This window comes from Nonomuraea sp. NPDC003727 (assembly GCF_053586935.1).
Map to the genome: position 1 here is coordinate 127,104 of NZ_JBSFNE010000003.1, position 23,439 is coordinate 150,542.

Annotated in this window: 19 protein-coding genes; 11 read left to right on the plus strand and 8 right to left on the minus strand. The window is 72.1% G+C overall.

The window, feature by feature from the left end; genetic code table 11:
• Window positions 1-32 precede the first annotated feature (32 nt).
• Window positions 33-833, plus strand: a complete 801-nt coding sequence (locus tag ACWDLG_RS09380; RefSeq protein WP_449917784.1) for a hypothetical protein — start codon at window positions 33-35, stop codon at window positions 831-833.
• 139 nt (window positions 834-972) lie between these two features.
• Here ACWDLG_RS09380 and ACWDLG_RS09385 read toward each other — a convergent pair whose 3' ends face one another.
• Genes ACWDLG_RS09385 through fdxA form a run of 3 tightly spaced genes read right to left on the minus strand, consistent with a single transcriptional unit; the run spans window position 973 to window position 3,014 of the window.
• Window positions 973-1,602: a DUF4178 domain-containing protein gene (locus tag ACWDLG_RS09385; protein ID WP_354905821.1), complete on the minus strand. Its 630-nt coding sequence runs from the start codon at window positions 1,600-1,602 to the stop codon at window positions 973-975.
• Window positions 1,603-1,613: 11 nt separating this feature from the next.
• Entirely contained in the window at window positions 1,614-2,684 is a 1,071-nt protein-coding gene (gene dapC / locus ACWDLG_RS09390) for a succinyldiaminopimelate transaminase (protein WP_449917787.1), read from the minus strand.
• Between the two features lie 3 nt (window positions 2,685-2,687).
• Window positions 2,688-3,014, minus strand: coding sequence for a ferredoxin (fdxA, locus tag ACWDLG_RS09395; protein ID WP_354905819.1), 327 nt, complete (start codon window positions 3,012-3,014; stop codon window positions 2,688-2,690).
• An 85-nt stretch (window positions 3,015-3,099) separates the two neighbouring features.
• Here fdxA and ACWDLG_RS09400 point away from each other — a divergent pair, with 85 nt between their 5' ends.
• The 8 genes from ACWDLG_RS09400 to ACWDLG_RS09435 all read left to right on the plus strand — a co-directional run bounded on the left by ACWDLG_RS09400 (window position 3,100) and on the right by ACWDLG_RS09435 (window position 16,447).
• Window positions 3,100-3,321, plus strand: coding sequence for a putative acetyltransferase (locus tag ACWDLG_RS09400; protein ID WP_449917789.1), 222 nt, complete (start codon window positions 3,100-3,102; stop codon window positions 3,319-3,321).
• 23 nt (window positions 3,322-3,344) lie between these two features.
• On the plus strand, window positions 3,345-4,385 hold the full coding sequence (locus tag ACWDLG_RS09405; protein WP_449917792.1) for an ABC transporter substrate-binding protein: 1,041 nt from the start codon (window positions 3,345-3,347) through the stop codon (window positions 4,383-4,385).
• 106 nt (window positions 4,386-4,491) lie between these two features.
• Window positions 4,492-5,247 carry a class I SAM-dependent methyltransferase gene (locus tag ACWDLG_RS09410; protein ID WP_449917795.1) on the plus strand — a complete coding sequence of 252 codons (756 nt, stop codon included), beginning with the start codon at window positions 4,492-4,494 and terminating at the stop codon, window positions 5,245-5,247.
• 225 nt (window positions 5,248-5,472) lie between these two features.
• On the plus strand, window positions 5,473-8,655 hold the full coding sequence (locus tag ACWDLG_RS09415; RefSeq protein ID WP_449917797.1) for a hypothetical protein: 3,183 nt from the start codon (window positions 5,473-5,475) through the stop codon (window positions 8,653-8,655).
• A gap of 4 nt (window positions 8,656-8,659) precedes the next feature.
• Entirely contained in the window at window positions 8,660-10,465 is a 1,806-nt protein-coding gene (locus ACWDLG_RS09420) for a UvrD-helicase domain-containing protein (protein WP_449917798.1), read from the plus strand.
• Window positions 10,466-10,517: 52 nt separating this feature from the next.
• Entirely contained in the window at window positions 10,518-12,332 is a 1,815-nt protein-coding gene (locus ACWDLG_RS09425) for a sigma factor-like helix-turn-helix DNA-binding protein (protein ID WP_449917800.1), read from the plus strand.
• A 116-nt stretch (window positions 12,333-12,448) separates the two neighbouring features.
• A complete protein-coding gene (gene cysS, locus ACWDLG_RS09430) occupies window positions 12,449-13,816 on the plus strand; it encodes a cysteine--tRNA ligase (RefSeq protein ID WP_449917803.1) in 1,368 nt (455 codons plus the stop codon).
• Window positions 13,817-13,936: 120 nt separating this feature from the next.
• Window positions 13,937-16,447, plus strand: a complete 2,511-nt coding sequence (locus ACWDLG_RS09435) for a penicillin acylase family protein (protein WP_449917805.1) — start codon at window positions 13,937-13,939, stop codon at window positions 16,445-16,447.
• A gap of 15 nt (window positions 16,448-16,462) precedes the next feature.
• On the opposite strand, the gene ACWDLG_RS09440 is transcribed toward ACWDLG_RS09435, so the two are convergent.
• Complete coding sequence (locus tag ACWDLG_RS09440) at window positions 16,463-16,912, minus strand: hypothetical protein (protein WP_449917808.1); 450 nt, start codon at window positions 16,910-16,912, stop codon at window positions 16,463-16,465.
• A gap of 75 nt (window positions 16,913-16,987) precedes the next feature.
• On the opposite strand from ACWDLG_RS09440, the gene ACWDLG_RS09445 reads away from it, so the two are divergent.
• Complete coding sequence (locus tag ACWDLG_RS09445) at window positions 16,988-17,911, plus strand: hypothetical protein (protein ID WP_449917811.1); 924 nt, start codon at window positions 16,988-16,990, stop codon at window positions 17,909-17,911.
• 46 nt (window positions 17,912-17,957) lie between these two features.
• Here ACWDLG_RS09445 and ACWDLG_RS09450 read toward each other — a convergent pair whose 3' ends face one another.
• Both ACWDLG_RS09450 and mshB read right to left on the minus strand, forming a co-directional pair.
• Complete coding sequence (locus ACWDLG_RS09450; protein ID WP_449917814.1) at window positions 17,958-18,413, minus strand: DUF6113 family protein; 456 nt, start codon at window positions 18,411-18,413, stop codon at window positions 17,958-17,960.
• A gap of 11 nt (window positions 18,414-18,424) precedes the next feature.
• On the minus strand, window positions 18,425-19,330 hold the full coding sequence (gene mshB, locus ACWDLG_RS09455; RefSeq protein ID WP_449917816.1) for an N-acetyl-1-D-myo-inositol-2-amino-2-deoxy-alpha-D-glucopyranoside deacetylase: 906 nt from the start codon (window positions 19,328-19,330) through the stop codon (window positions 18,425-18,427).
• Window positions 19,331-19,450: 120 nt separating this feature from the next.
• On the opposite strand from mshB, the gene ACWDLG_RS09460 reads away from it, so the two are divergent.
• Window positions 19,451-21,520, plus strand: coding sequence for a prolyl oligopeptidase family serine peptidase (locus ACWDLG_RS09460; protein ID WP_449917817.1), 2,070 nt, complete (start codon window positions 19,451-19,453; stop codon window positions 21,518-21,520).
• Window positions 21,521-21,614: 94 nt separating this feature from the next.
• On the opposite strand, the gene ACWDLG_RS09465 is transcribed toward ACWDLG_RS09460, so the two are convergent.
• A complete protein-coding gene (locus ACWDLG_RS09465; RefSeq protein WP_449917819.1) occupies window positions 21,615-22,265 on the minus strand; it encodes a response regulator in 651 nt (216 codons plus the stop codon).
• The gene (locus ACWDLG_RS09470; RefSeq protein ID WP_449917821.1) at window positions 22,262-23,365 is read right to left on the minus strand and encodes a sensor histidine kinase; all 1,104 of its coding nucleotides are present in this window, start codon (window positions 23,363-23,365) and stop codon (window positions 22,262-22,264) included. Before ACWDLG_RS09470 ends, ACWDLG_RS09465 begins: the two co-directional genes overlap by 4 nt.
• Window positions 23,366-23,439 lie beyond the last annotated feature (74 nt).

Sequence of the window (23,439 nt, forward strand, 5' to 3'; positions counted from 1 at the left end):
CGGAGCTTATCTGTCCGGGTAGGTTTCTCAGCGTGCGGCATAGCTTCTCCCGAGCCGTCCTGACCATCGCGATCATCGTCGTCGCGCTCGCGGTCGCCATCGCCGTGGGCGTCTACGTGCTGCTCAGGAAGGCCGATCCGCTGGCCGAGGACATCGAGAGCTGCGTGGTGCGCACCCCGAAGGGCGAGCTGGAGCTCGACATCGAGCAGGCGCGCATCGCCGCCACGATCGCGGCGGTGGCCGAGCGCAGGCGCCTGCCGGAGCAGGCCGTCGTCATCGCGTACGCCACGGCGATCCAGGAGTCGAAGCTCTACAACCTCTCGTACGGCGACCGCGACTCGGTGGGTGTCTTCCAGCAGCGGCCCTCGCAGGGCTGGGGCAGGAAGAAACAGATCATGGACCCGGTCTACGCGACCAACCGCTTCTTCGCCGCGCTGGTGAAGGTGAAGGACTACCGGAAGCTGCCCGTCGCGGAGGCCGCGCAGGCCGTCCAGCGCTCCGCCGCCGGGTACGCCTACGGGCCGCACGAGACGAGCGCGCGTATCCTGGCGGCGGCGTTCACCGGCAGGGTGCCGCGGGCCGTCCACTGCACCTATCCGAAGACGGCGACGCCCGCGCCTTCGCGGCCGGGAGAGGCGCGGCGGGAGCTGACCAGGGCGCTCGGCGCCGTGAGCGTGCCGACGTCGAGGCGCGGGTGGCTGATCGCCGCGTGGTCGGTCGCCCACGCCCAGGAGTACGGCCTGCGCAGCGTCGGCTTCGACGGGATCGTCTGGTCGTCGGAGGGCTGGAAGGCCGGCGGCACGGCGGGAAGGCGCGACGTCGAACTGACCTGAGCCAGGCGGCAGACGACGGAGACCGCGCCTGGCGGCACGGCGGGAAAGCGTGACGTCGAACTGACCTGAGCCGGACGGCCGACGACGGAGACCGCGCCCGGCGGCACGGCGGAAGGCGCGACGTCGAGCTGAGCTGGGGTCAGGCGGCGCGGCTGACGATGGTGATCGAGCCCGGCGGCAGCGGCTGCGCGTAGCTGGCGGTCCAGCCCTGGCCCTGCACCCGCTCGAACGACAGCAACCGCCCGTCGGCGGCCCGGTAGTCGGCGAAGTCGAGCAGGCCGCGCTCGGGCCGCCCGGTCTCGCCCTCCGACCGGAAGGCCGCGGTGCCCCTGTCGACGGGGTGGAACTCCACCCCTTCCATGATCAGCATGGTCTTGGCCGGGATCATGCCCTGCGTGGGCACGTCCGTCCAGAGCAGGACCTCCAGGTGCGGCGGATCGGTGGAGACGAGGCCGTGCCGTACCTGGACCGACAGCCACACCGGCCGCCGGGAGCCGTCGTCGAGCAGGTACTCGGTCCACTGCTGGCCCTGGCACGACACGTGGACGGCGCCACGCACCTGGGCGGGCTTGCCGTGAGTCTCGATCTTGTCGCCGACCCTGATCGTGCGCGGGTCGTCGTAGTCGGAGCCGACCGTGCCCTGCCCGGAGGAAGGAAGGGGGGACGCCGCGCCCGCGGCTGGGCGGCCCTTGCGCATGGTGGTGAGCAAGGCGCCCAGCAGGAGGACGATGGTGACGACGCTCAGCCCGATGACGACCATGGAGGTCATGCCGCGGGATCCTACTGGAGGCGACGCACCGCCGCACTGATGCGTTCGTCGGTGGCCGTCACGGCGATCCGGATGTGGCTGCCACCAGCGGTTCCGTAGAAATCCCCGGGTGCGACCAAAATGCCGGTTTCGGAGAGGCGGCGCACCTGATCCCAGCAGTCGGTGCCGTCGGAGGCCCACAGGTAGAGCCCAGCCGTGGAGTGGTCGACGCGCCAGCCGGCCTTCTCCAGCACCGGGCGGAGCAGCCGCCGCCTGGCGGAGTAGCGCTCGCGCTGCTCGTCGGCATGGGCGTCGTCGCCGAGCGCGACCGTCATCGCGGCCTGGACCGGCTCCGGCATGATCATGCCCGCGTGCTTGCGGATCTCCAGCAGCCTGGCGACCAGCGCGGGATCGCCCGCGACGAACCCGGCACGGTATCCGGCCAGGTTGGAGCGCTTGGACAGCGAGTGGACGGCCAGCAACCCCTCGTGGGAGCCGCCGCACACGTCCGGGTGGAGGATGGAGATCGGCTCCTCTTCCCAGCCGAGCTCGATGTAGCACTCGTCGGAGGCGACGATCGCGCCGCGCTCACGCGCCCAGGAGACCACCTTGCGCAGGTGTTCGGGGGGCAGCACCTTGCCCGTGGGGTTGGAGGGCGAGTTGACCCAGATCAGGTCGACGTCGGCGGGACCGAGGGCCAGCAGCCCGTCGGCGGCGATCGGCGTGGCCCCCGCGATGCGGGCGCCCACGTCGTAGGTGGGATAGGCCAGCTCAGGGATGACGACCCGCCGGGCGCCGAGCAGCGTCGGCAGCCAGGCCACGAACTCCTTCGAGCCGATGAGCGGCAGCACGGCACGCTCGTCGACCGTGACGCCGTGCCTGCGGCGCAACCAGCCCGCCGCCGCGGCGCGCACCTCGCGCGTGCCGTACGTCAGCGGATAGCCGGGGCTGTCGGCGGCCCCGGCCAGCGCGTCCTGCACGATCTGCGGCACGGGATCGACCGGGGTGCCGACCGACAGGTCGACGATGCCGTCGGGGTGCGCCTGCGCGCGCTCCTTGTAGGGCGCCAGCCGGTCCCACGGGAAGTCCGGCAGATTGTGCACCTGTCAGTGCTCCTCGGCCTGCGGCGGCAGTGCGGCGACGACGGGGTGGTCCTTGTCGATCTTGCCGACCTTCGAGGCGCCGCCCGGCGAGCCCAGGTCCTCGAAGAAGTCCACATTGGCCTTGTAGAAGTCCTTCCACTGCTCGGGAAGGTCGTCTTCGTAGAAGATCGCCTCTACGGGGCAGACAGGCTCGCACGCGCCGCAGTCCACGCACTCGTCGGGGTGGATGTAAAGCATGCGCTCGCCCTCGTAGATGCAATCGACGGGGCACTCCTCGATGCACGCCTTGTCCAGAACGTCCACGCAAGGCTGCGCGATGACGTACGTCACGTCGAGCTCCTTCTTAGACCGCGGGTTTTCTACGCCCTAGTATTGCCGGGTCAGCCAAGTGTCGGGAACGGAGGGTGGCAAACTCATGGCCGCTCGCCTCATCATCGCCCTGACAAGTGCGGATATTGGGGCCAGGGTTACCACACGGAGAATGGTGCCCGGTGGTTTCCGCGACGCCGTGGGCATTCTCGAATCGTGGGACGGCGGCGTGCTGCGCGTCCGCAAGCGCGACGGCACGCTCGTGGAGATCCAGGAGGAGCATTTGGTGGCCGCGAAGGTCGTGCCTCCTCGACCTGAGCGAGTGTAGCGGCGAGTATCTTTCATGTGACTGTGCGTACCTGTGCCGCCGTAGCCGCCGTTCTCCTCAGCGCCGGATGCGGCGCCGCGAAGACGGAAGAGAAGCCGCTGCCTCCGGTCGACGTGAAGGCCGCCTCGATGAAGGCCGGGTTCACCACCGTCGAGCGGCTGGCGGAGGCCGCCAAGAAGGAGGGCGAGCTCAACGTCATCGCCCTGCCGCGTGACTGGGCCAACTACGGCGAGATCATCGACACCTTCGCCGACAAGTACGGCATCAAGGTCAACCAGTTCGAGCCCACCGCCAGCAGCCAGCGCGCGATCGAGTCCGCCGCGCAGCTCAAGCCTGACGTCTTCGACCTCAGCCTGGAGGCCGCGGTCGCCAACGCCGCGCGCTTCGCGCCGTACAAGGTGGCGGGCTGGCAGGACGTGCCCGACCACGTGAAGGACCGGAACGGAGCCTGGTACGCCGGCTACGGCGGCTACATGTCGCTCGGGTACGACTCCCGCCACGTCAGGCCGCCCGCCTCCTTCGCCGACCTGCTCAGGCCCGGCTACAAGGTGGCGCTCCCCGGCGACCCCCGGCAGACCGCCGCCGCCTTCAACGGCGTCATGGCCGCCTCGCTGGTGGACGGCGTGCCCCAGGTGCAGCGCGGCGTCGAGCTGTTCGACAAGCTGCGGAAGGCGGGCCAGCTGACCCAGCAGAGCTCCGCCAACGTCGTCGTCGACTGGGACTACCTCAACGCGACCCGCACCGCCAAGCCCGGCGAGAGCTGGAAGGTCACGATCCCGAAGGACGCGCCCCTCGGCGCGTACTACGTGCAGGCGATCAACAAGGACGCCCCGCACCCCGCCGCGGCCAGGCTGTGGCAGGAGTTCCTGTTCTCCGACGAGGGCCAGAACCTGTTCCTCAAGGGCTACGCCCGTCCCGCGCGGGGTGAGGCGATGGTCATGAAGGGCACCCTCGACACCCAGGTCGCCGCGCAGCTGCCCGCCCCTCCCGGGCCGCCGGTGCTGCTCACGATCCCGCAGACCGACGCCGCGAAGGCCTACCTGAAGAAGAACTGGGCCCGGTGAGACAAGTGTGCCCGGTGTGACTGATATGTCGTAGAGACCTTCAGCCCCTAGAGTTGTTGTCCCACTACGGGGGAGCTGATCGGTCTTGCGATACGACACACCGAGCATGACGCGGTTGACCGCTCGCGCCTACGACAGCGGCTTCGGCTATGTCTCGCCGCAGGGAGCGCCACTGGTCGACCTGCTCGATCCGCAGCCGGGTGAGCGCGTGCTCGACCTCGGCTGCGGCACCGGCGTGCTGACCGCCGAGATCGCCGCCAGGGGGGCGAGCGTGCTCGGCATCGACGGCTCGCTCGCGATGATCGAGAAGGCCCTGGCCCAGCACCCGGGCATCGACTTCATCGTGGGCGACGGCCACGACTTCACCGTCGCGCAGGCCTACGACGCCGTCTTCTCCAACGCCGCCCTCCACTGGATGAGCCGCGACCCCCGCACCGTCGTCGCCAACGTGCGCGAGGCGCTGCGGCCCGGCGGCCGCTTCGTGGCCGAGATGGGCGGCGCCGGCAACTGCGCGGAGCTGACCGCCGCCGTCTCCACCGCATGGCGCGAGTACGGCCTGCGCGAGCCCGAGCTGCCCTGGTACTTCCCCACGCCCGCCGAGCACTCCAGGCTGCTGGAGAAGGAGGGCTTCGTCGTCAGGCTGCTCGAGTACTTCGACCGGCCCACCCCGCTCGACGAGTGCCCCCGCGGGGCCGCCGACTGGGTCCGTGTGTACGCCGGAACGCTCCTCGACGGGCTGCCCGCCGACCTGATCGAACCGCTGCTCAGGCGGGTCAACGAGCTGGCCGCCCCGGCGCTCCGCAGGGAGAGCGGCTGGATGGCCGACTACGTGCGGCTACGCTTCGCCGCCGTCAGGCGCTGATACGTACTCCATGATGCACAGGGCTGTTTTGCGCGGCTATGGTCTGTTCCGTGGCGGCACAAGTATGGCTGCGCCGCGACCGCGGCGCGAGGGACTGGTGAACGGAACAGGATGAACTTCTGCCTGAGCGACCTCGTACCACCCTTGCGGTGGAGCGACGCTGCCGCGATCACACTGCTCCACGGGCAACCGCACCTGCCTGACGCGTGGTGGCGGAGCCTGCCCATGCCGCGGGTGCTGGCCGCCATCGGACCCGAGCCCCTCGGCGAGCTGCTGACGGAGATCGCGCTGGAGCAGTGGCCCGCCGCGGCCATCGGCGACGTCCTGCCCGCGCTGCACGTCCTGGACCCCGACGAGGCCGACGAGCCGCACGTCGCGATCGCCCTCGACCGGGTGGGCTCGTGGCCGGGGCTGCTGTCGCTGAGCAGCCGCGAGCTGGTGGACCAGCCGTTCGTGAAGGCGCGGCCGGTGCTCACCTCGCTGTTCTCGGCGGTCTTCGTACGGCTGACGCCGGGCGAGGAGGCCGTGTCGCGCCCGGAGGCCGCGGCATCGCTCCCGCCGGAGCCGGACGTCCTGGACACCCCCGCGGAGCGGGACATCCTGGACACCTTCGCGGAGCCGGACACCGCACGGTCGGACACCGCACACCCGAACCTCGCGCAGCCGGAACTCTCCCAGCCGGCCCCCGCGCAGCCGACCCTGGCGCGGCCGGAGGCCCCGGAGCGGGACGCAGCCGACGTCCTGGAGTCCGCCGCGCCCGGACGGGGCGCCGCGGGCGTCGCACGGCTGGAGGCTCTCGCGCCGGACGCCCTGGAGCCGCCGGACGCTCTGAAGCCGGAGACCTCGGCGCCGGACCACCTGAAGCCGGAGACCTCGGCGCCGGACCACCTGGAGCCGGAGGCGAACGCTGCGGCACCGGACGCCTCGGGACCGAACGCCTCGCCGGACGCCTTGGGACCGGACGCCTTGGGACCGGACGCCTTGGGATCGGACGCCTCGAGGCACGGTCTGCAGGCGTCGGGTGCCGGCTCCCCCGTCGAGTTCGGCATGCCCGCGCCAAGCGCCGTGTCCCCGGCGGAACCCGTCACACCGAGCGCGGGCGCCCCGGTGGAACCCGTCTCGCCGAGCGCGGGCGCCCCGGTGGCGCCGGATCGGCCGGTCGCCGGGTCGCGGGCCGAGGCGCCGCCGCTCCCGTCGCGCAAGCCCCGCTCCACCAAGCAGTCCTACGGCACGCCGTTCGACGCCTTCGGGACCGGCACCACGACGGGCGGGCAGGACGCCGCCCCGCATGCGGCGCCCGAGCAGGCCGCGTCCGCGCGAGCCGAGCGCTGGGACGCCTTCCAGGCGTCCACTCCGCGTCCCGCCGACAGTGGCCAGGACTCCGCGTTCAAGCCGGTGTCCGAGGAGCCGCCGGCCCCGGGGGTGCCCGAGGCGTCCCGGCTCCAGGAGGCGGCCGGTGCCGGTGCTCTGTGGGCGGACGGCGTCCAGGAGCCCGCAGCCGATGTCCTCGATGGCACGGGCGCCGCGAGCCCCGGTGTGGAACGCGCCGAGCGTGAGGGCGACAGGGCCGACGAGGCCGCCCCGGATGGCGAGCGGCCGCACACGGTGGCCGACCCGGTGGGCGAGTGGTCCTTCGCCGCCGTGCCGGACGACGAGCCGGCGGCGGGCGTCCCGGACGGCGACCTGCCCGCTTCGCGGGTCCCGAGTGACGACCTGCCCGCAGCGCGCGTCCCGGGTGACGACCTCTCCGCTGCTGGTGTCCCGGATGACGATCTGCCCGCTGCGCGCGTCCAGGATGGCGACCTGTTCGGGTCGGACACGCCCGACGGCCTTCCTGTCACCGGCGCGTCCGGCGGCGACCTGCCCGACGCGGACGTCCCGAGTGGTGACCTGCCCGACGCGGACGTCCCCCACGACCGGCCGGCCGACGCGGGCGCCGCACATGGCGACCTATCCGACGCGCACGTCCCCCACGACCGGCTGCCCGACGCGGGCGTCCCGGGTAATGACCTGCCCGACGTGGGCGACGCGAGTGGGGAGCCGGCCGACGCGGGTTTCGCGAGTGGTGGCCTGCCCGAGGCGGGTGTGTCCGGTGGCGAGCCGTCGGCGGCGGGTGCCCCCGCCGGGGCGGTCGACCTGCACGCGCTGATCGAGGCCTCCTTCGCGGGTCTGGACGACAAGACGTGGGCCGTCGCGCAGAACCGCGTCTTCACCGATGCTCCTTCGGCCGTGGAGCAGTTGGCCAAGCTGTTCGCGGCCCCCAAGGCGGAGATCGTCGCCGTCGAGGCCGAGCTGCGCCAGCGCCTGCTGCGGTGGCTGGCCGCCGAGGAGACCGCGCCGTACCGGGCGCACCTCGACGACCTGCGCGCCCGGCTGGGCGTGGATCCGCCGCGGGACCTGCTGATCGGGGCGGCCGACTGGCACGGCAGAGAGGTGCGCGCGCTCGACGTGCCCGCCTGGCAGTTCGTGCAGGCGACGCTGGCCGCACCGGCGCGGATCGCCGAGGTGTCCGGCTCGCCTGCCGTTCCGGAGCCGCAGTTCCCTGGCCCGGCGGCCGAAGAGCCGCAGTTCTCCGGCCCGGTGGTGGCCGGTGAGCCGCCCTTCCCTGGTCCCGGGGTCGGAGAACCGTACCTTCCTGGTCCCGGGGCGGGAGAACCGCATCTTCCTGGCCCTGGAGCGGGAGAACCGCACCTCCAACGACCGCAGGAGCCCGCAGCGGCGCCCGTGCTGGAGCCGCGGTTCCAGTCCGTGCCGGGGGCCGAGCCGTACGCCGGGTCCGTCCAGGCGCCGCCGCACCCGGAGCCGCAGGGTGCGCCCGTTGAGGCGGCGGCCCGGTTCGAGGAGTTCCCTGCGCCCGCGCCATCCGACGGCAACGGCAACGGCAAGCCGCACCAGGCCTTCAAGGACGTCTCGCTGACCAAACGCTGCTTCCGGCAGCCCGACGGGCGCTGGTGGCTGCGGATCGACGTGACCGCCGAGCAGCTGGCCACCGGTGAGTGCGCGCTGCCGAGCGGGTTCGCCGCCTACCTGGGGCTGACCGCGGGCGCGAGCTGGACGGTCAGGAGCGCGGCGGGCGAGCTGTCGATCAGCTGGCTGGGCAGGCCGTGCATCAGCCAGATGGGCAGGCTGCTGGCCGACGTCGGCGCGCGGGAGGGCGGGCACCTGTTCATCACGCTCTCGAAGGAGGGCGTGCTGCGGGCCAAGCACCTGCCGGTGGCCACGCCGGGCGCCAGTAAGATCTCCAAGGCGCTGCGCCTGGCCGACTACACCGGCCTGAGCAGCGCGATCGAGCACGCCGCGAGAATCATCGCCATAAGGATTGGCATGTCGGGCAACGTCAGTCTGGACGACCTCAAGACCAGGCTCCGCGAACGCGGGGACCGTGACCTGCTCGACCTGTTGGACTGAGCCCGTGGCGCGGCTCGCGATCGCCCCCGGCTTCCCCAGGGAGCTCCGCGCTCTGGCTGCGCCAGAGCGCGGGCAGGTCATGGCCGCGCTGTACGGATTCCTCGACGAGGTCCCCGCCCCCGAGGGGGTGGGGACGGTGCGGATGGCCGACGGGCTCAAGGGCGTCGTGGTACGGCACGGCGACCTGTCGTGGCTGCTCACGCTGCTGCCCGACGACGAGGCCGAGACCTACGCGGGCCGGCACGCCTTCAGCGTCAACCCGCTGATCGGGGTGATCGAGCAGTGGGACGCCGAGGCGCTGGGCAGGGTCGAGCACGCCCTGCGCCGCTCGGCCGGGGCGACGCGGCTGTTCGCGGACGTGGACGACGCCGACCTGCTGGGCCTGGGGGTCGACCTCGCGCTGCTGCCGCTGGTCAGGTTAGTCACCAACGAGGCGGACGTGGACGCGCTGGAGCCGCTGCTGCCGCCCACGCAGTACCTGCCGCTGGCGGTGATGGCCAGGGGCGGCTCGCTGCCCGAGGCGTGGAAGGCGCTGGACTCCCGCCGCACCTCGTGGGACTCCCCCGAGCCGATCGACACCTCCGACCTGCTCGGGGCGCTGCTGCGCAGCCCTGACCTGGCGGTGTTCGCCGCGCGGCCCGAGGAGATCGACAGGATCGTCGGCAAGCCCGACTGGTGCGTCTTCCTGCACCCGCCCCAGCACCGGCTGGCCCGCGCCGGCCACTACGAGCACCCGGTGCTCGTCACCGGCGGCGCCGGCACGGGCAAGACGCTCACCGCCCTGCACCGGGCCGCGCACCTGGCCGAGCACGGCAACGGGCCGGTGCTGCTGGTGACGTTGACGCAGGGGCTCGCGGCCGACCTGTCGGCGCGCCTGGACACGCTGATCGAGGACGAGGCGGTCCGCAAGCGCGTCGACGTCGACAACGTCGACCGGCTGGCGGTCAGGATCGTGGCCGACGTGGAGGGGCGGCAGCCCGTGCTCGTGGGGCCGGGGGCGCGCTCGCTGGCCGAGTTGGCGGAGGAGGCGCTGCGGCTGCTCACCAGGGCGGCCGGCGACCTGCTCGACGACGTGCTGAGCTTCGGCGAGCCGGGGCGCAAGCCGTACCGGCACATCGTGGTGGACGAGGCGCAGGACGTGAGCCCGGCGCAGTGGCGGCTGCTGCGCGCGGCGGTGCCGCGCGCTCCGGACGACCTGTTCGTGGTCGGCGACCCGCACCAGCGCATCACCGACCATCGCAGCGCGCTGGAGGCGGTCGGCATCCACGCCGTGCAGCACGAGCTGGCGATCTCCTACCGGCTGCCGCACGAGGTGCTGTCCTTCGGGGTACGGCTGCGCGGCGGCGGCCCGGCGCTCGGGCTGGTCAAGCACGTGCAGGAGCTGCGCGACTTCCGCAGCACGCATCACGGCGAACGGCCGACGATCAGGGCCTACGACTCGCCGGAGGCCGAGCTGGCCGGGCTGGTGTCCACGATCGGGTCGTGGCTGGAGGACGGCGTGCCCGCCGCGGAGATGGCCGTGGCCGCGCGCACCACCCGCCTCGTCAGGTCCGCCAGGGAGGCGCTCGCCCGAGCGGGTCACGACGTGCGGGTCACGACGCTGCACGGGTTGAAGGGCCTGGAGTTCGAGCGGGTCGCGCTGATCGGGATCGCCGAGGGCGTGGTGCCCGAGCCGCTGCCGGACGACCCCGCCGACCGGGCGCGGGTGCTCCAGCGCGAGCGGGGGCTGCTCTACGTGGCCTGTACGCGGGCGCGGTCGGTGCTCTACGTTTCCCATGCGGGAAGAGGGAGCCCATTTTTGTCGTCCTAATCACATAGTCTCTGAACTGCGGATATCCTTTCCCTTTGCTGGTTGGACCCCAATGAATCTCAGCCTGAGTGACCTCGCGCCGCCCCTGCGCTGGACCTCTCCCGTCCAGATCGCACCTCTCGCGGATGATCCTCAGCTGCCCGACGCGTGGTGGCAGTCGATCCCGCTGGACCGGGCGTGTGCCGTGATCGGCACGCAGGCCGTGGCCGGCCGTCTCGCCGACGTGGCCGTGGCCTTCTGGGGGCATCTGCAGGTGGGCGACATCCTGCCGTTGCTGAGGTTCTCCAACCCGGGCGAGAGCGAGCGCACGCCCGACGTGCTCGGCCGCGACGTGGTTCACAAGCTGTTCGTCGGCGTGTTCGAGCGGCTGCTGGAGCCGGTCGCCGAGATCAGGACGGTCGCGCTGCCGCAGCTGGTCGACGAGTTGTTCGTCGCCCTCGACGAGCGGCAGCGCACGATCGCGCGCGACCGTGTCTACGCCGAGCAGCGGGCCACGCTCGACGAGCTCGCCCAGCGTTTCTCCGTGACGCGCGAGCGGATCAGGCAGATCGAGCGCGACCTGCGCGACCACGTGGAGGCGTGGCTGGCCTCGCCCGACGCGGGGCCGCTGCTGGCGCACGTTACCTGGCTGCGTGGGCAGTTGGGCTCCGCCGTACCCGCTGAGCATCTGGCCGACGCGGCGCCGTGGCACCGCACCGAGCTGGTGACGCTCGGCATCCCGGTGTGGCGGTTCGTCAGGACGCTGCTGACCGGCTACGACCAGGTCGACGGCTGGCTGATCGCGGGCGGTGTCGACGAGCTGCGGGAGAAGACCAGGCAGCTGTTCGCCGAGGGGCCGAAGGCCATGGCGGAGGCGGTGGCGATGACCGCGCAGCTCGGTGTCCGCGAGGACGTGGCCGAGCGGTGGCTGGCCACGGTGCCCCAGCTGCGGGTCTACGAGGGGCACGTCATGCTGTGGCCGCGCAGCGTGAACGAGAAGGCCGAGGCCGTGCTGGCGGTCTCGGGGCACGCGCTCACGCCCGAGGAGATCCAGGAGCGGATCGGCGAGGACTACAGCCTGGTCGGCATCCGCAACCAGCTGACCGCCGACGCGCGCTTCCGCCGCGTGGACCGCAACAAGTACGGCCTGGCGCGGTGGGGCGGCGAGGAGTACCTGGGGATCAGGGAGATGATCGCCAGGGAGATCGAGCGGGCCGGCGGGGAGGCCTCGGTCAACACCATCGTGGCCAACCTGACGTCGAGATACGACGTGAGCGAGAGCTCGGTGCGCGCCTACTCGGGCGGGCCGGGGTTCGAGCGCTCGCAGCGTGGCTGGATCAGGGTGGCCGCGCCCGACCAGCCGGGCTACCAGCCGCGCAAGGACGTCTCCGAGACGCGGCGCTGCTTCAGGTCGCGTGACGGGCGCTGGTGGCACCGGGTGGACGTCAACGCCGAGCACCTGCGCGGGTCTGGCTCCCCGCTGCCGACCGGGTTCGCCGCGCACCTCGGGATGGCGCCCGGCGGGTCGCTGACCGCCTCCGCGCCGTCGGGCGACGTGGTGATCTCCTGGCACAACCAGCCGACGATGGGGTCGATCAGGAACGTGCTGGCGGAGTTCAACGCCTCCGAGGGCGACCACGTGTTCCTGACGGTCTCGGACGGCGGGGAGCTGCTGACGCGCTTCCTTCCCGCCGCCCAGCCGGCGCTGCGCCCGCTGAACAGGGCGCTGCACCTGATCGGCTACACCGCTCCGGTCGACTCGGAGGCCGAGGGGCTGCGGCTCATCGGGGCCAGGGTGGGGCTGCCGGAGACGGCCACGCGCGAGGAGGTCGTCGCCCGGCTGCGCGAGCGCGGCGACCGCGACATCCTCGGCTTCCTGGGCGAGTAGCCCGTCCTGGAGGCTTTCTGGGCGAGTAGCCCATCCTGGAGGCGCGGCCGGGAGCAGGGCCCGGCCGCGAACGGCTGGGCCTTGGGGGTGGCGACGCGCCGGATTAGGCTCGTTCCATGTTGCGGATCTACGACACGCGCACCCGGCAGGTCGAGGAGCTTCCCCAAGCCAGGGCCCTGAGGATGTACACCTGCGGCCCGACCGTCTACCGGTTCGCGCACGTCGGGAACCTGCGCTCCTACCTCCTGTCCGACCTCGTCCGCAGGGTCCTGGAGCGCAACCGGGTCCGCGTGCTCGTCTGCCAGAACATCACCGACGTCGGGCATCTCGTCGACGACGCCGAGGTCGGCGAGGACAAGATCGTCCTACAGGCCCGCGAGGAGGGCCGCTCCACCCTCGACATCGCCCGCTTCTACGAGGACGCCTTCCGCCGCGACACCGCCGCCCTCAACCTGCGCCCGCCCGAGTACACCCCGCGCGCCACCGAGTCCGTCGACCTCATGATCGAGCTGATCGTCAAGCTCATGGAGAAGGGGCACGCCTACGCCGTACCGGACGGCTCGGTGTTCTTCGCCGCGCAGACCTTTCCCTCGTACGGCGAGCTCTCGGGCAACCGGCTCGACGCGCTCAGGCCGGGGCACCGGGTGGAGGGGGTCGACGAGCGCAAGCGGTTCCACGCCGACTGGGCGCTGTGGAAGCACTCGCACCGCGAGCTGGCGTGGGACACCCCGTGGGGCGGTCGGGGCTTCCCCGGCTGGCACGTCGAGTGCTCGGCCATGTCGCTGCGCTACCTGGGCGACCGGATCGACGTCCACACCGGCGGGATCGACCTGCGCTTCCCCCACCACGAGGACGAGCGCGCCCAGTCCGACACCGCCGCGGGTCACGAGGTGGTGCGGCGGTGGGTGCACGGTGAGCACCTGCTGTTCGACGGGCGCAAGATGGCCAAGTCCACCGAGAACGTGGTGCTGCTGCGGGACGTGACCGCCGCCGGGCTCGACCCGCTGGCCGTCCGGCTGGCGTTCCTGGAGCACCGCTACCGCCACCAGATGAACCTCACGTGGGACACCCTGCGCGCGGCCGACCGCACGCTGCGCCGGTGGCGGACCAGGGTCGCCGAGTGGGCCGAGTCGCCCAGCGCGCCGATGGCCGAGCCGTGGGTACGGCGCGCCGAGGCCGCCCTCGACGACGACCTCGACACCCCGTCGGCGCTGCGGGTGCTGCGGGAGCTGGAGAAGGACGAGTCGGTGGCGCCCGGCGCGAAGTTCGAGTCGTTCCTGCATCTGGACCAGGTGCTCGCGCTGGACCTGTCGACGGAGATCGGCAAGGTGCGGGTGCTCCCGCCGGGGGCGGCCGAGCTGCTCGACCAGCGGGCGCGGGCCCGCGAGGCGCGCGACTGGGACGCGGCCGACCGGCTGCGGGAGGAACTGGCCGAGCTCGGGGTCAAGGTGGCCGACACCCCCGACGGGCAGACCTGGACCTAGCTCCCTTCGTGCCCGGACGTCGCCTGATCGCGACCTTTCCGTCACGCGAGGTGATCATGGTCGTCGCACCGAGAAACGGCTGCGACACTTGGTGCGAAGCCACGGCATAAGGAGGTTTTCGTGAGGTTCAGGCCCTATGTGGGGTTGCCGTGGCCGCTGCGTTGGCTCGCGAGGGTGCTGACCGTCCTCCTGGCCCTGGCGCTCGTCCTCGCGGCGGTCGGCGTGTGGATAGCGCGGCAGTCGTTCCCGCGGCTCGAAGGCACCATCAAGGTTGCGGGCCTGACCGGCAAGGTCGAGGTCTACCGCGACGAGTGGGGCATCCCGCAGATCTACGCCGACACCTCCGAAGACCTCTTCATGGCGCAGGGCTACGTCCATGCCCAGGACCGCTTCTGGGAGATGGATTTCCGCCGCCACGTCACCGCGGGACGCCTGTCGGAGCTGTTCGGGCCGGCGACGCTGACCGAGGACAAGATCATCCGCACGATGGGCTGGCGGGAGGTGGCCGAGCAGGAGCTGGCGAACCTCACCGAGCGCACCAAGCGCTACCTCGACGCGTACGCCAAGGGCGTCAACGCCTACCTCGCCGAGCACCCGAACGCCTCGGACAGGAGCCTCGAATACTCCGTCCTGAAGCTGCAGAACTCCGGCTACAAGCCCGAGCCCTGGACACCGCTCGACTCGGTGTCGTGGCTGAAGGCGATGGCCTGGGACCTGCGCTCCAACCTCGACGACGAGATCGACCGTGCCCTCGCCGCCACGAAGCTGCCGAGGGAGCGGGTCAACCAGCTCTTCCCCGGCTACCCGTTCGACCGCAACCCGGCGATCGTGACGCAGGGCACCATCGCCGACGGCCGCTTCGACGAGCGCAGCGAGCCGCGGCTCGGCGAGGGCTCGGCCGTCCTCACCGGTGCGGCCGAGGCGCTGAGCAGGGTGCCCGACCTGATGGGGGCCGAGGAGAACGACGGGATCGGGTCGAACTCGTGGGTGGTCTCGGGCGAGCACACCACGACGGGCAAGCCGCTGCTGGCCAACGATCCGCACCTGTCGGCGCAGCTGCCGTCGGTCTGGTACCAGGCGGGGCTGCACTGCCGTACGAAGTCGGAAAAATGCGCTTATGACGTGACAGGGTTTACCTTCTCCGGGGTGCCCGGCGTCATCATCGGGCACAACGACAAGATCGCCTGGGGGTTCACCAACCTCGGCCCCGACGTCGCCGACCTCTTCCTGGAGCAGGTCAAGGACGACACCTACCTCTACAAGGGCGAATGGCTCCCGCTGGAGACCAAGAACGTGCAGATCAAGGTCGCCGGCGGCGACCCCGTGACCATCAAGGTCCGCAAGACCAGGCACGGGCCGCTGATGCACGAGGTGATGGGCAGCGTCAAACCGTCGGACGAGGCCAACGCCGTGGCCCTGCAGTGGACCGCGCTCACCCCCGGCACCGCCGCCGAGGCGATCTTCGACCTGAACGAGGCGGGCGACTGGCACGAGTTCCGCGCCGCCGCCTCGCTGTTCGACGTGCCCGCGCAGAACCTCGTGTACGCCGACACCGAAGGGCGCATCGGCTACCAGGCGCCCGGCCGCATCCCCGTGCGCGCCAAGGGCGACGGCACCTGGCCCGTGCCGGGCTGGACCGGCGAGTACGAGTGGCGCGGCGCGATCCCCTTCGACGAGCTGCCCAGCGTCTCCGACCCGGCCGACGGCTTCGTGGTCACCGCCAACAACGCCGTCATCAACCCCGACCGCTACCGGCAGCTCCTCACCAAGGACTGGTCGTACGGCTACCGCGCCAAGCGCATCCTCGAACGGGTCCGGCAGGCGACCAAGAGCGGCAAGATCGACGCCGAGACCATGAGCCGCATCCAGCAGGACTCCCACAACGGCCTGGCCGAGGTCCTCGTCCCCGCGCTGCTGAAGGTGGGCCTGGCCGGCCCCAGCGCCGACGCCCAGGCGCTGCTGCGCGGATGGGACGGCTCCCAGGGCCTCGACTCCGCGCCCGCCGCCTACTTCAACGCGGTCTGGCGGCACCTGCTCATGGCGACGTTCAACGACGAGCTGCCCTCGGGAGCCCGGCCGGGCGGCGGCGACCGCTGGTACGAGGTCGTGCGCAACCTGCTGGAGCGTCCGGAAGACCCGTACTGGGACGACGTGACGACCAAGAACGTCACCGAGACCCGCGACGACATCCTGCGCGCCGCCATGGCCGACGCCCACCACGAGCTGGCCGGACTGCTCGGCCCCGACGTGAAGGCGTGGCGGTGGGGCGACCTGCACACGCTCACCCTGACCAACCAGACCTTCGGCACCTCGGGCATCGGCCCTGTCGAGGCGCTGTTCAACCGCGGCCCGTTCGGCTCGCCCGGCAACAAGGACGCGGTCAACGCCACGGGATGGAACATCCAGGACGACTACGGGATCACCGCCGTCCCCTCGATGCGGATGGTCGTCGACCTGGCCGACATGGACCGCTCCCGCTGGATCAACCTGACCGGCGCCTCGGGGCACGCCTTCCACGACAACTACTGGGACCAGGCGGCGCTGTGGGCCGACGGGCGGACCACGCCCATGCACTCCAAGCTCGACTCGATCAGGAAGGCGGCCAGATACACGCTCACGCTCACGCCGTGAGCGGGCGTGACTCGCTCACTCGCCCTTCTCGATCCCCTCAGGGAGCGACTGGTCGCGCTTCCACCGCGGCGCCGCGCGGGGATACCCGCCGTCGTCGAGCCCGGCCAGTCGCTCGAAGGGGTTGTAGGCGGCCTGGTTGCCGCAGATCAGCAGCGACACGCCGAGGGAGAGCAGGTAGAGCGGCAGCATGGGCAGGCCGGCGCACCAGGCCCACTGGGTGGCGTGCCGGTCCTCGTGGTCGAGCAGCCTGCCGGTCAGGTAGGTCTCGGGGTGCTTGGTCAGCACGACGTTCCCGACGGTGAAGGCGCCGGCGACGGGGAAGCCGTAGCGATAGCCGTACGCGAGAATGAGTCCCTGAGGGCCGGGCTTTCTCGTCGTCCCGCCGATGACGGAGATCAGCAGGCCAAGAGGGGTGGAGAGGTTGACGAAGTTGGCGATCCTGCGGATCCGGTGCCGCCTGTCCATGCCTCTCACCCTTGACCCGACTTGACAAATCGGAATAATGATCCCCGTCCTGAAATCTCCCCCAAGAGCAGGATCATGAGATTCATCATTCTGGCCGCCCTGGTGTGCACCATGGCACTGGCCACCGTCGGCGGCCTCGCCGTCACCCAGACCTCCTCGGCCACTGACACCCCCACGGCTGACCGGCTGGAGTTACCCGTCTCCACCAGCCCCTCCCCCACGCCGACGCCCACCGCGGCCAAGTACACCGCGACCACCAAGGTGGTGGCCAAGAAGGGCGTCGCCTATCTGGACGTCGCCGTCACGTACGGCGGTGCGGCTCGCTTCACTGTGAAGCAGAAGGTGTGCAAGGGCAAGTCCTGCCGGACGGCCACCGCCTCCCTGCCGGTGACGACCGGCGCCGGCAAGGCCTCCACCAAGCTGGGCAAGGGCACCTACAAGAAGAGCGGCAAGGCCTCGGTCTCGCTCAAGGTGCTGCCCTGGCCGACGCGCACGGTGACGGCCACGGCGACGCCGTCGGCGACCGCCACGGTCACCGCGTCGGCGGTCCCGTCGGCCACGGTGACGGTCGCCTCGACGACCACGGTGAACGCGACCACCACGGTGAACGCCACCACGACCGCGACCACCACCGCGACCACCACGGTCACGACGGGCCCGACGGTCACGGCGACCGCCACGGTCTACGTCACCTGCACACCCGCGCCCCCGGCCCAGGACACGATCCCGACCCCGAGCCCGAGCCCGACGCCGAGTCCGAACCCGCCCACGCCCCAGGCGGTCCCGCCCGCGGACGGCGGCACGCCGGCCGTGGACCTGGCCGCCACGACCCCGCTGGCCGCCACGCCGACCCCGACCACCTGCCCCACCACGGGGGATGACGGGGGTGACGGCGGCGAGGACGACGACGGCGAGACAGGCGACCTGACACCCGAGCCCGACCCGCTCCCAACTCCGACCCCGACCCCGACCCCGACTCCGCAGCCCCCGGTCCAGTAGCCCGGATCCAGTGGCCCGGGTCCGGTAGCCCGGGTCCGGTAGCGCGTCAGCGGCCCCCGTCGACCGTCGGCGGGGGCTGCCGCATCATCGGGGCCTGCTGGTCGACGCCCTTCAGCAGCCACGAGCCGCCGCCCGCCGACGACGGCGAGAGCAACACGGCCACCAGCACGACCGCCATGCCCCCGTAGAGGTAGACGAAGCCGGCCACGTCACCGGCGATCACCAGGTCGCCCGCCGCGCGCTTCAGCGAGAACACCATCGACACCAGCAGCCAGCCGGCCGCCACCGCCGAGGCGCCGAGCTTGGCGCGCATCAGCCTGCCCGCGCCGAAACAGATCGCGAACAGCGCGGGCACCCAGCCGATGGCCGCCAGCGGCCACGTCGGCCCGACGTACCACGCGTGCGTGAACCCGCCCACCACGCCGAGGACGACCCCCAGCACGGCCAGCATGCCGTACGCGGCCCCCGCCAGCGCGGACTCGGCGTGGCTCCGTTGCTCCATAACGGAGGAGGTTAGTGGATGCCCGCGAACAGATCCTTCTCCAGGGCGTGATGCTCGCCCAGCCCGCCCGCCTCGATCGGCGCGCCCGGCCCGGTCTCGCCCGTGATCCCGCTGCGCAGGATGAAGTGCTCGACCCCGAACACCTCCTGCCCGATGTTGTTGGACAGCGCGAACCAGGGCGGGTCGACGGTGATCTGGGTGGCGTGCGCCCGCATCGCGTCGAACTTGTTGCCCAGGTACGGCCGGGCGTCCACCTCGGTGGTGATCTCGTGGTCCTGAACGCCGAACGGCACGTCCTCGACGTTCTCGGCGACGAAGCCGACCCCCGACCGCTCGATCTCCTCGGCCGTCCTGCGCATGACGGACTTGGCGGTGGCGGTGTAGTAGAACTTGGCGATCCGCCACGGCTCGCCCTCGCCGAAGGCCGGGTCGGCGGCCAGCTCGAAGGCCCGCCACGCCACCCGGTGCGCCTGGATGTGGTCGGGGTGACCGTAGAAGCCGTCCTCGTCGTAGGTGACCAGCACCTGCGGCCGCACCTCTCGAATGATCGCCACCAGCTCGGCCGCCGCCTCGTCGAGGTCGGCCCGCCAGAACGCGTGCGGCCGGTCGTTGGCGGCGGCGCCCATCATGCCGCTGTCGCGCCACCTGCCGGGACCGCCGAGGAAGCGGTGGTCGTCGACGCCCATCGCCTTGCACGCGGCGTCGAGCTCGCCGACGCGATGGGGGCCGAGCGCGTCGTCGCCGTCGGCCGCCAGGTGGGCCAGCTCCGGCGGGATGACCTCGCCCTCCTCGCCCAGCGTGCAGGTGACCAGGGTGACGTGGGCTCCCTCGGCGGCGTACCTGGCCATGGTGGCGCCGGTGCCGATCGTCTCGTCGTCGGGGTGGGCGTGGACGAGCAGCAGGCGTCGATCACTCATGCCCCGAGCGTATGCCACCCGGCGCCTGCCTCCACCACTGCTTCCACCCGCTCCACCTGCGTTTCCTACGGCGTCACCGGACGCGCGGGGCGACCGTCTCACCTGGCAGGATGGGGGCTTATGAGTGAGAGCTTCCCGCGCCTGCACGCAAGGACCCGCCGGTTCACCCTGGGAGTGCCCAGAGGCTTCACCATCTCCCCCGACGGCGCCCGCGTCCTGTTCCTGCGGACGCAGTCCGGCACCGACCCGGTGACCTGCCTGTGGGAGCTCGACACCGCCACCCACGTCGAACGCCTGCTCGTCGACCCCCGCGCCCTCGACGCCGACGACGAGAACCTGCCGCCGGAGGAGCGCGCCCGCCGCGAGCGCAGCAGGGAGCAGGCCGGCGGCGTCGTGGCCTACGCCACCGACTCCGCCGTCACGACGGCTGCCTTCGCGCTGTCCGGCGGCCTGTACGTCACCGACGTGGCCGAGGGCGCCACGCGCCGCCTGGAGACGCCGGGCGCGGTCATCGACCCCCGCCTGTCCCCCGACGGTCGCCTGGTCGCCTACGTGACCGGCGGCGGCCTCCGTGTCCACGACCTGGCCACCGGCGACGACCGCGCCCTGGCCGAGCCCGAGGGCGACACCGTCACCTACGGCCTGGCCGAGTTCATCGCCGCCGAGGAGATGGACCGCCACCGCGGCTACTGGTGGGCACCCGGCAGCGACGCGCTCCTGGTCGAGCGCGCCGACGAGGCGCCCGTCCAGACCTGGTACATCGCCGACCCCGCCAATCCGGACCGCGCCGCCGGACCGCAGCGGTATCCGGCGGCGGGCACGCCCAACGCCCGCACCGAGCTGTTCGTCATCGGGCTCGACGGCTCCAGGGTCGCGGTGCCGTTCGAGGACGAGTACCTCACCACCGCCGCCTGGGACTCCCACGCGCTGTCGATCGTCACCATGCCGCGCGACCAGAAGGCGCTACGCCTGTTCACCGTCGACCCGGCCACCGGCGCGGCCACGCTGCTGCGCGAGGACACCGACGACGCCTGGGTCGAGATCGTGACCGGCGTACCGGGGCATCTCGACGACGGCTCCCTGGTCTGGGTGGCCGACGACGAGGGAGGGCGCCGGCTGTTCGTCGGCGACCGCGCGATCACCCCGCCCACCCTCCAGGTGCGCGACGTGCTCGACATCGACCGCGACACCGTGCTGTTCAGGGCCAGCGGCGACCCGACCGAGATCCAGCTCTGGACCTGGGACGGCCACTCCCTCATGCCCGTCTCCACCTCGTCCGGCGTCTACTCGGGCCGGCTGTCGGGCGGCGTCGGGGTGCTGACCGAGCAGTCGCTCGAGAAGGAGGGCGTCTCCGCCACGGTGGTCCTGCCCAGCGGCATGACCATCCCGATCCCCTCGCTCGCCGAGCGTCCCGGCCTCGACCTGCGCGTCCACCTCGGCCGCGCGGGCACCCGCGAGCTGTCGACCGCGGTCGTCTTCCCCTCCTGGCACGAGCCGGGCTCGCGCAAGCTGCCCGTGCTCCTCGACCCGTACGGCGGGCCGCACGCCCAGCGCGTCCTGGCCGCCCAGGGCATGTACCTCACCAGCCAGTGGTTCGCCGAGCAGGGCTTCGCCGTCGTCGTCATCGACGGCCGCGGCACGCCCGGTCGCGGTCCGGCCTTCGAGCGGGCCGTCCTCAACGACCTGGCCACGCCCGTCCTCGACGACCAGATCGACGCGCTCCAGGGCGTCGCGCAGCAGTACCCCGACGACCTCGACCTGTCCAAGGTGGCCATCCGCGGCTGGTCGTTCGGCGGCTTCCTGGCGGCGCTCGCCGTCCTGCGCCGCCCCGATGTCTTCCACGCGGCCATCGCGGGGGCGCCGGTGACCGACTGGCGCCTGTACGACACCTGCTACACCGAGCGTTACCTCGGCGACCCCGCCGTCCAGCCCGAGGTGTACGACCAGTCGTCGCTGTTCGCCGACGCCGCCAAGCTCGACCGCCCGCTGCTGCTCGTCCACGGCCTGGCCGACGACAACGTGGTGGCCGCCCACACCCTCCGCCTGTCGTCGGCGCTGCTGGCGGCGGGACGCCCGCACACGGTGCTGCCGCTGTCCGGCGTCACCCACATGACGCCGCAGGAGGTCGTCGCGGAGAACCTGCTGCTGCTGCAGGTCGACTTCCTCAAGAAGGCGCTGGGCCTGGTCTGATCCACCGTCCGGCCCGAACCCCCACAGGCGGTGGGGGTTCGGGCCCGCCGGTGACCTGCCCGCCCGCGTCCGCAGACAGCTCAGGAGCCCTTCATCAGAGGCCGAGGTCGGCGTCGTGGACGAGGACGGCCGCCTGGACCCTGTTGGTCAGGCCGAGCTTGGCCAGCACCCTGCTGACGTGGGCCTTCACCGTCGCCTCCGTCAGATGGAGCTCGCGGCCCACCTCGGCGTTCGACAGTCCCCTGGCCAGCGCCCTGATCACGTCCTCCTCCCGCCCGGTGAGCGAGGCGAGCCGCCGCCTGGCCGTCTCGGCCCTCGACGGCGTCCTGTCCACGAACGCCCCGATCAGCCGTTTGGTGACCGTCGGCGACAGCATCGCCTGCCCTTCGGCCACGGTCCGTACGGCCGCGGCCAGCTCACGCGGCGGGGTGTCCTTCAGCAGGAACCCGACGGCCCCGAGCCGCAGCGCCTCGTGCACGTACTCGTCCAGGTCGAAGGTGGTCAGCATGATGACCTTGGGCGGGTCGGCGGCACCGAGGACGCGGGCGGCCCCGGCGAGCCCGTCGGTGCCCGGCATGCGCACGTCCATCAGCACGACCTCGGGCCGCAGCCGCGCCACCGCGGAGACCGCCTCGGCCCCGTCCCTGGCCTCGCCGACGACCACGATGTCGCCCGCCGCTTCGAGGATGAGCCGCAGGCCCGACCGGACCAGGGCCTCGTCGTCGACGATGAGGACCCGGATCACGCGGGGATCCTGGCCCGCAGCTCGAAGCCGCCGTCCTCGCGGGGGGCGGCGTGCAGGGTGCCGCCGCCGAGTTCGACCCGTTCGCGCAGGCCGACCAGGCCCCAGCCCGACTCGGGGAGCGGGGTGGCCGGCCGTACGGGGGGCTGGTTGGTGACCACCACCTCCAGCGCGGACGGCAGGAAGCGGATGGCGACGTCGGCGGCGGTCTGCCCGGCGTGCTTGTGGATGTTGGCGAGCGCCTCCTGCACCACGCGGTAGGCGGTGCGCTCGGCCGTGGGGCCGATCTCTCGAGTGTGGCCCTCGTCGTGCCTGGTCAGCGTGAGGCCGAGGGCGCGCGAGCGGTCCAGGAGCGCGTCGAGGTCGGCCAGCGTGGGCTGGGGCGCGCGGGGCGGGGCCTGCGCGGGGGTGCGCAGCACTCCCAGGACGTCGCGGAGGTTGGCCAGGGCCTCCCTGCCGATGCCGCCGATGAGGGCGGCCGCCTCGGCGGTGCGCGGGTCGGAGGTGCCGACCTCGAGTGCGCCGGCGTGCATCACCATGAGCGACACCCGGTGGGCGACGACGTCGTGCATCTCGCGGGCGATGCGGGCGCGTTCCTGTGCACGGGCCTGCTCGGCGCGCATGACCTGCTCGCGTTCGAGCCGGTCGGCGCGCTCCCTCGCGGCGGCGAGCACGTCGCGCCTGGCTCTGACCCACAGGCCGAAGACCAGCGGCAGCGCGATCACCGCCGCACCCACGAGGGTCGCGTTGGCCAACGTGCCGGTCACCGTCTCGCGCGTGCCGCCGAGCAGCGCGCCCACCACGGCCGACAGGCCGGTGACGGCCACGCCCGCGCCCGCGTAGGCGGCGACGCTCCGCGGCCCGCGCGACGTCGTGCCCGCGTAGTAGGAGGCGACGAGCAGCGGCGGCCACATCGCCAGCGCCACGTAGCCGGCGGCGCCGGCGACCGCCAGCGGCCACCAGGAGCGCCGCGTGAAGCAGGCGGCCAGCCCGGCGAGTACGGCGGCCGTCGTCGTCAGCGGCCAGGGCAGGCTGGACGCCACCCCCATCTGGCCGTTGACGACGGCCAGGCAGGCCAGGAACACCACGGCACCGAGCAGCATGGTCCGAGCGTACGGCGCGGCGAACCGGACTCTTTACGACGAAAGTCGTAAAGAGTGATCGACGATCGAGGGCG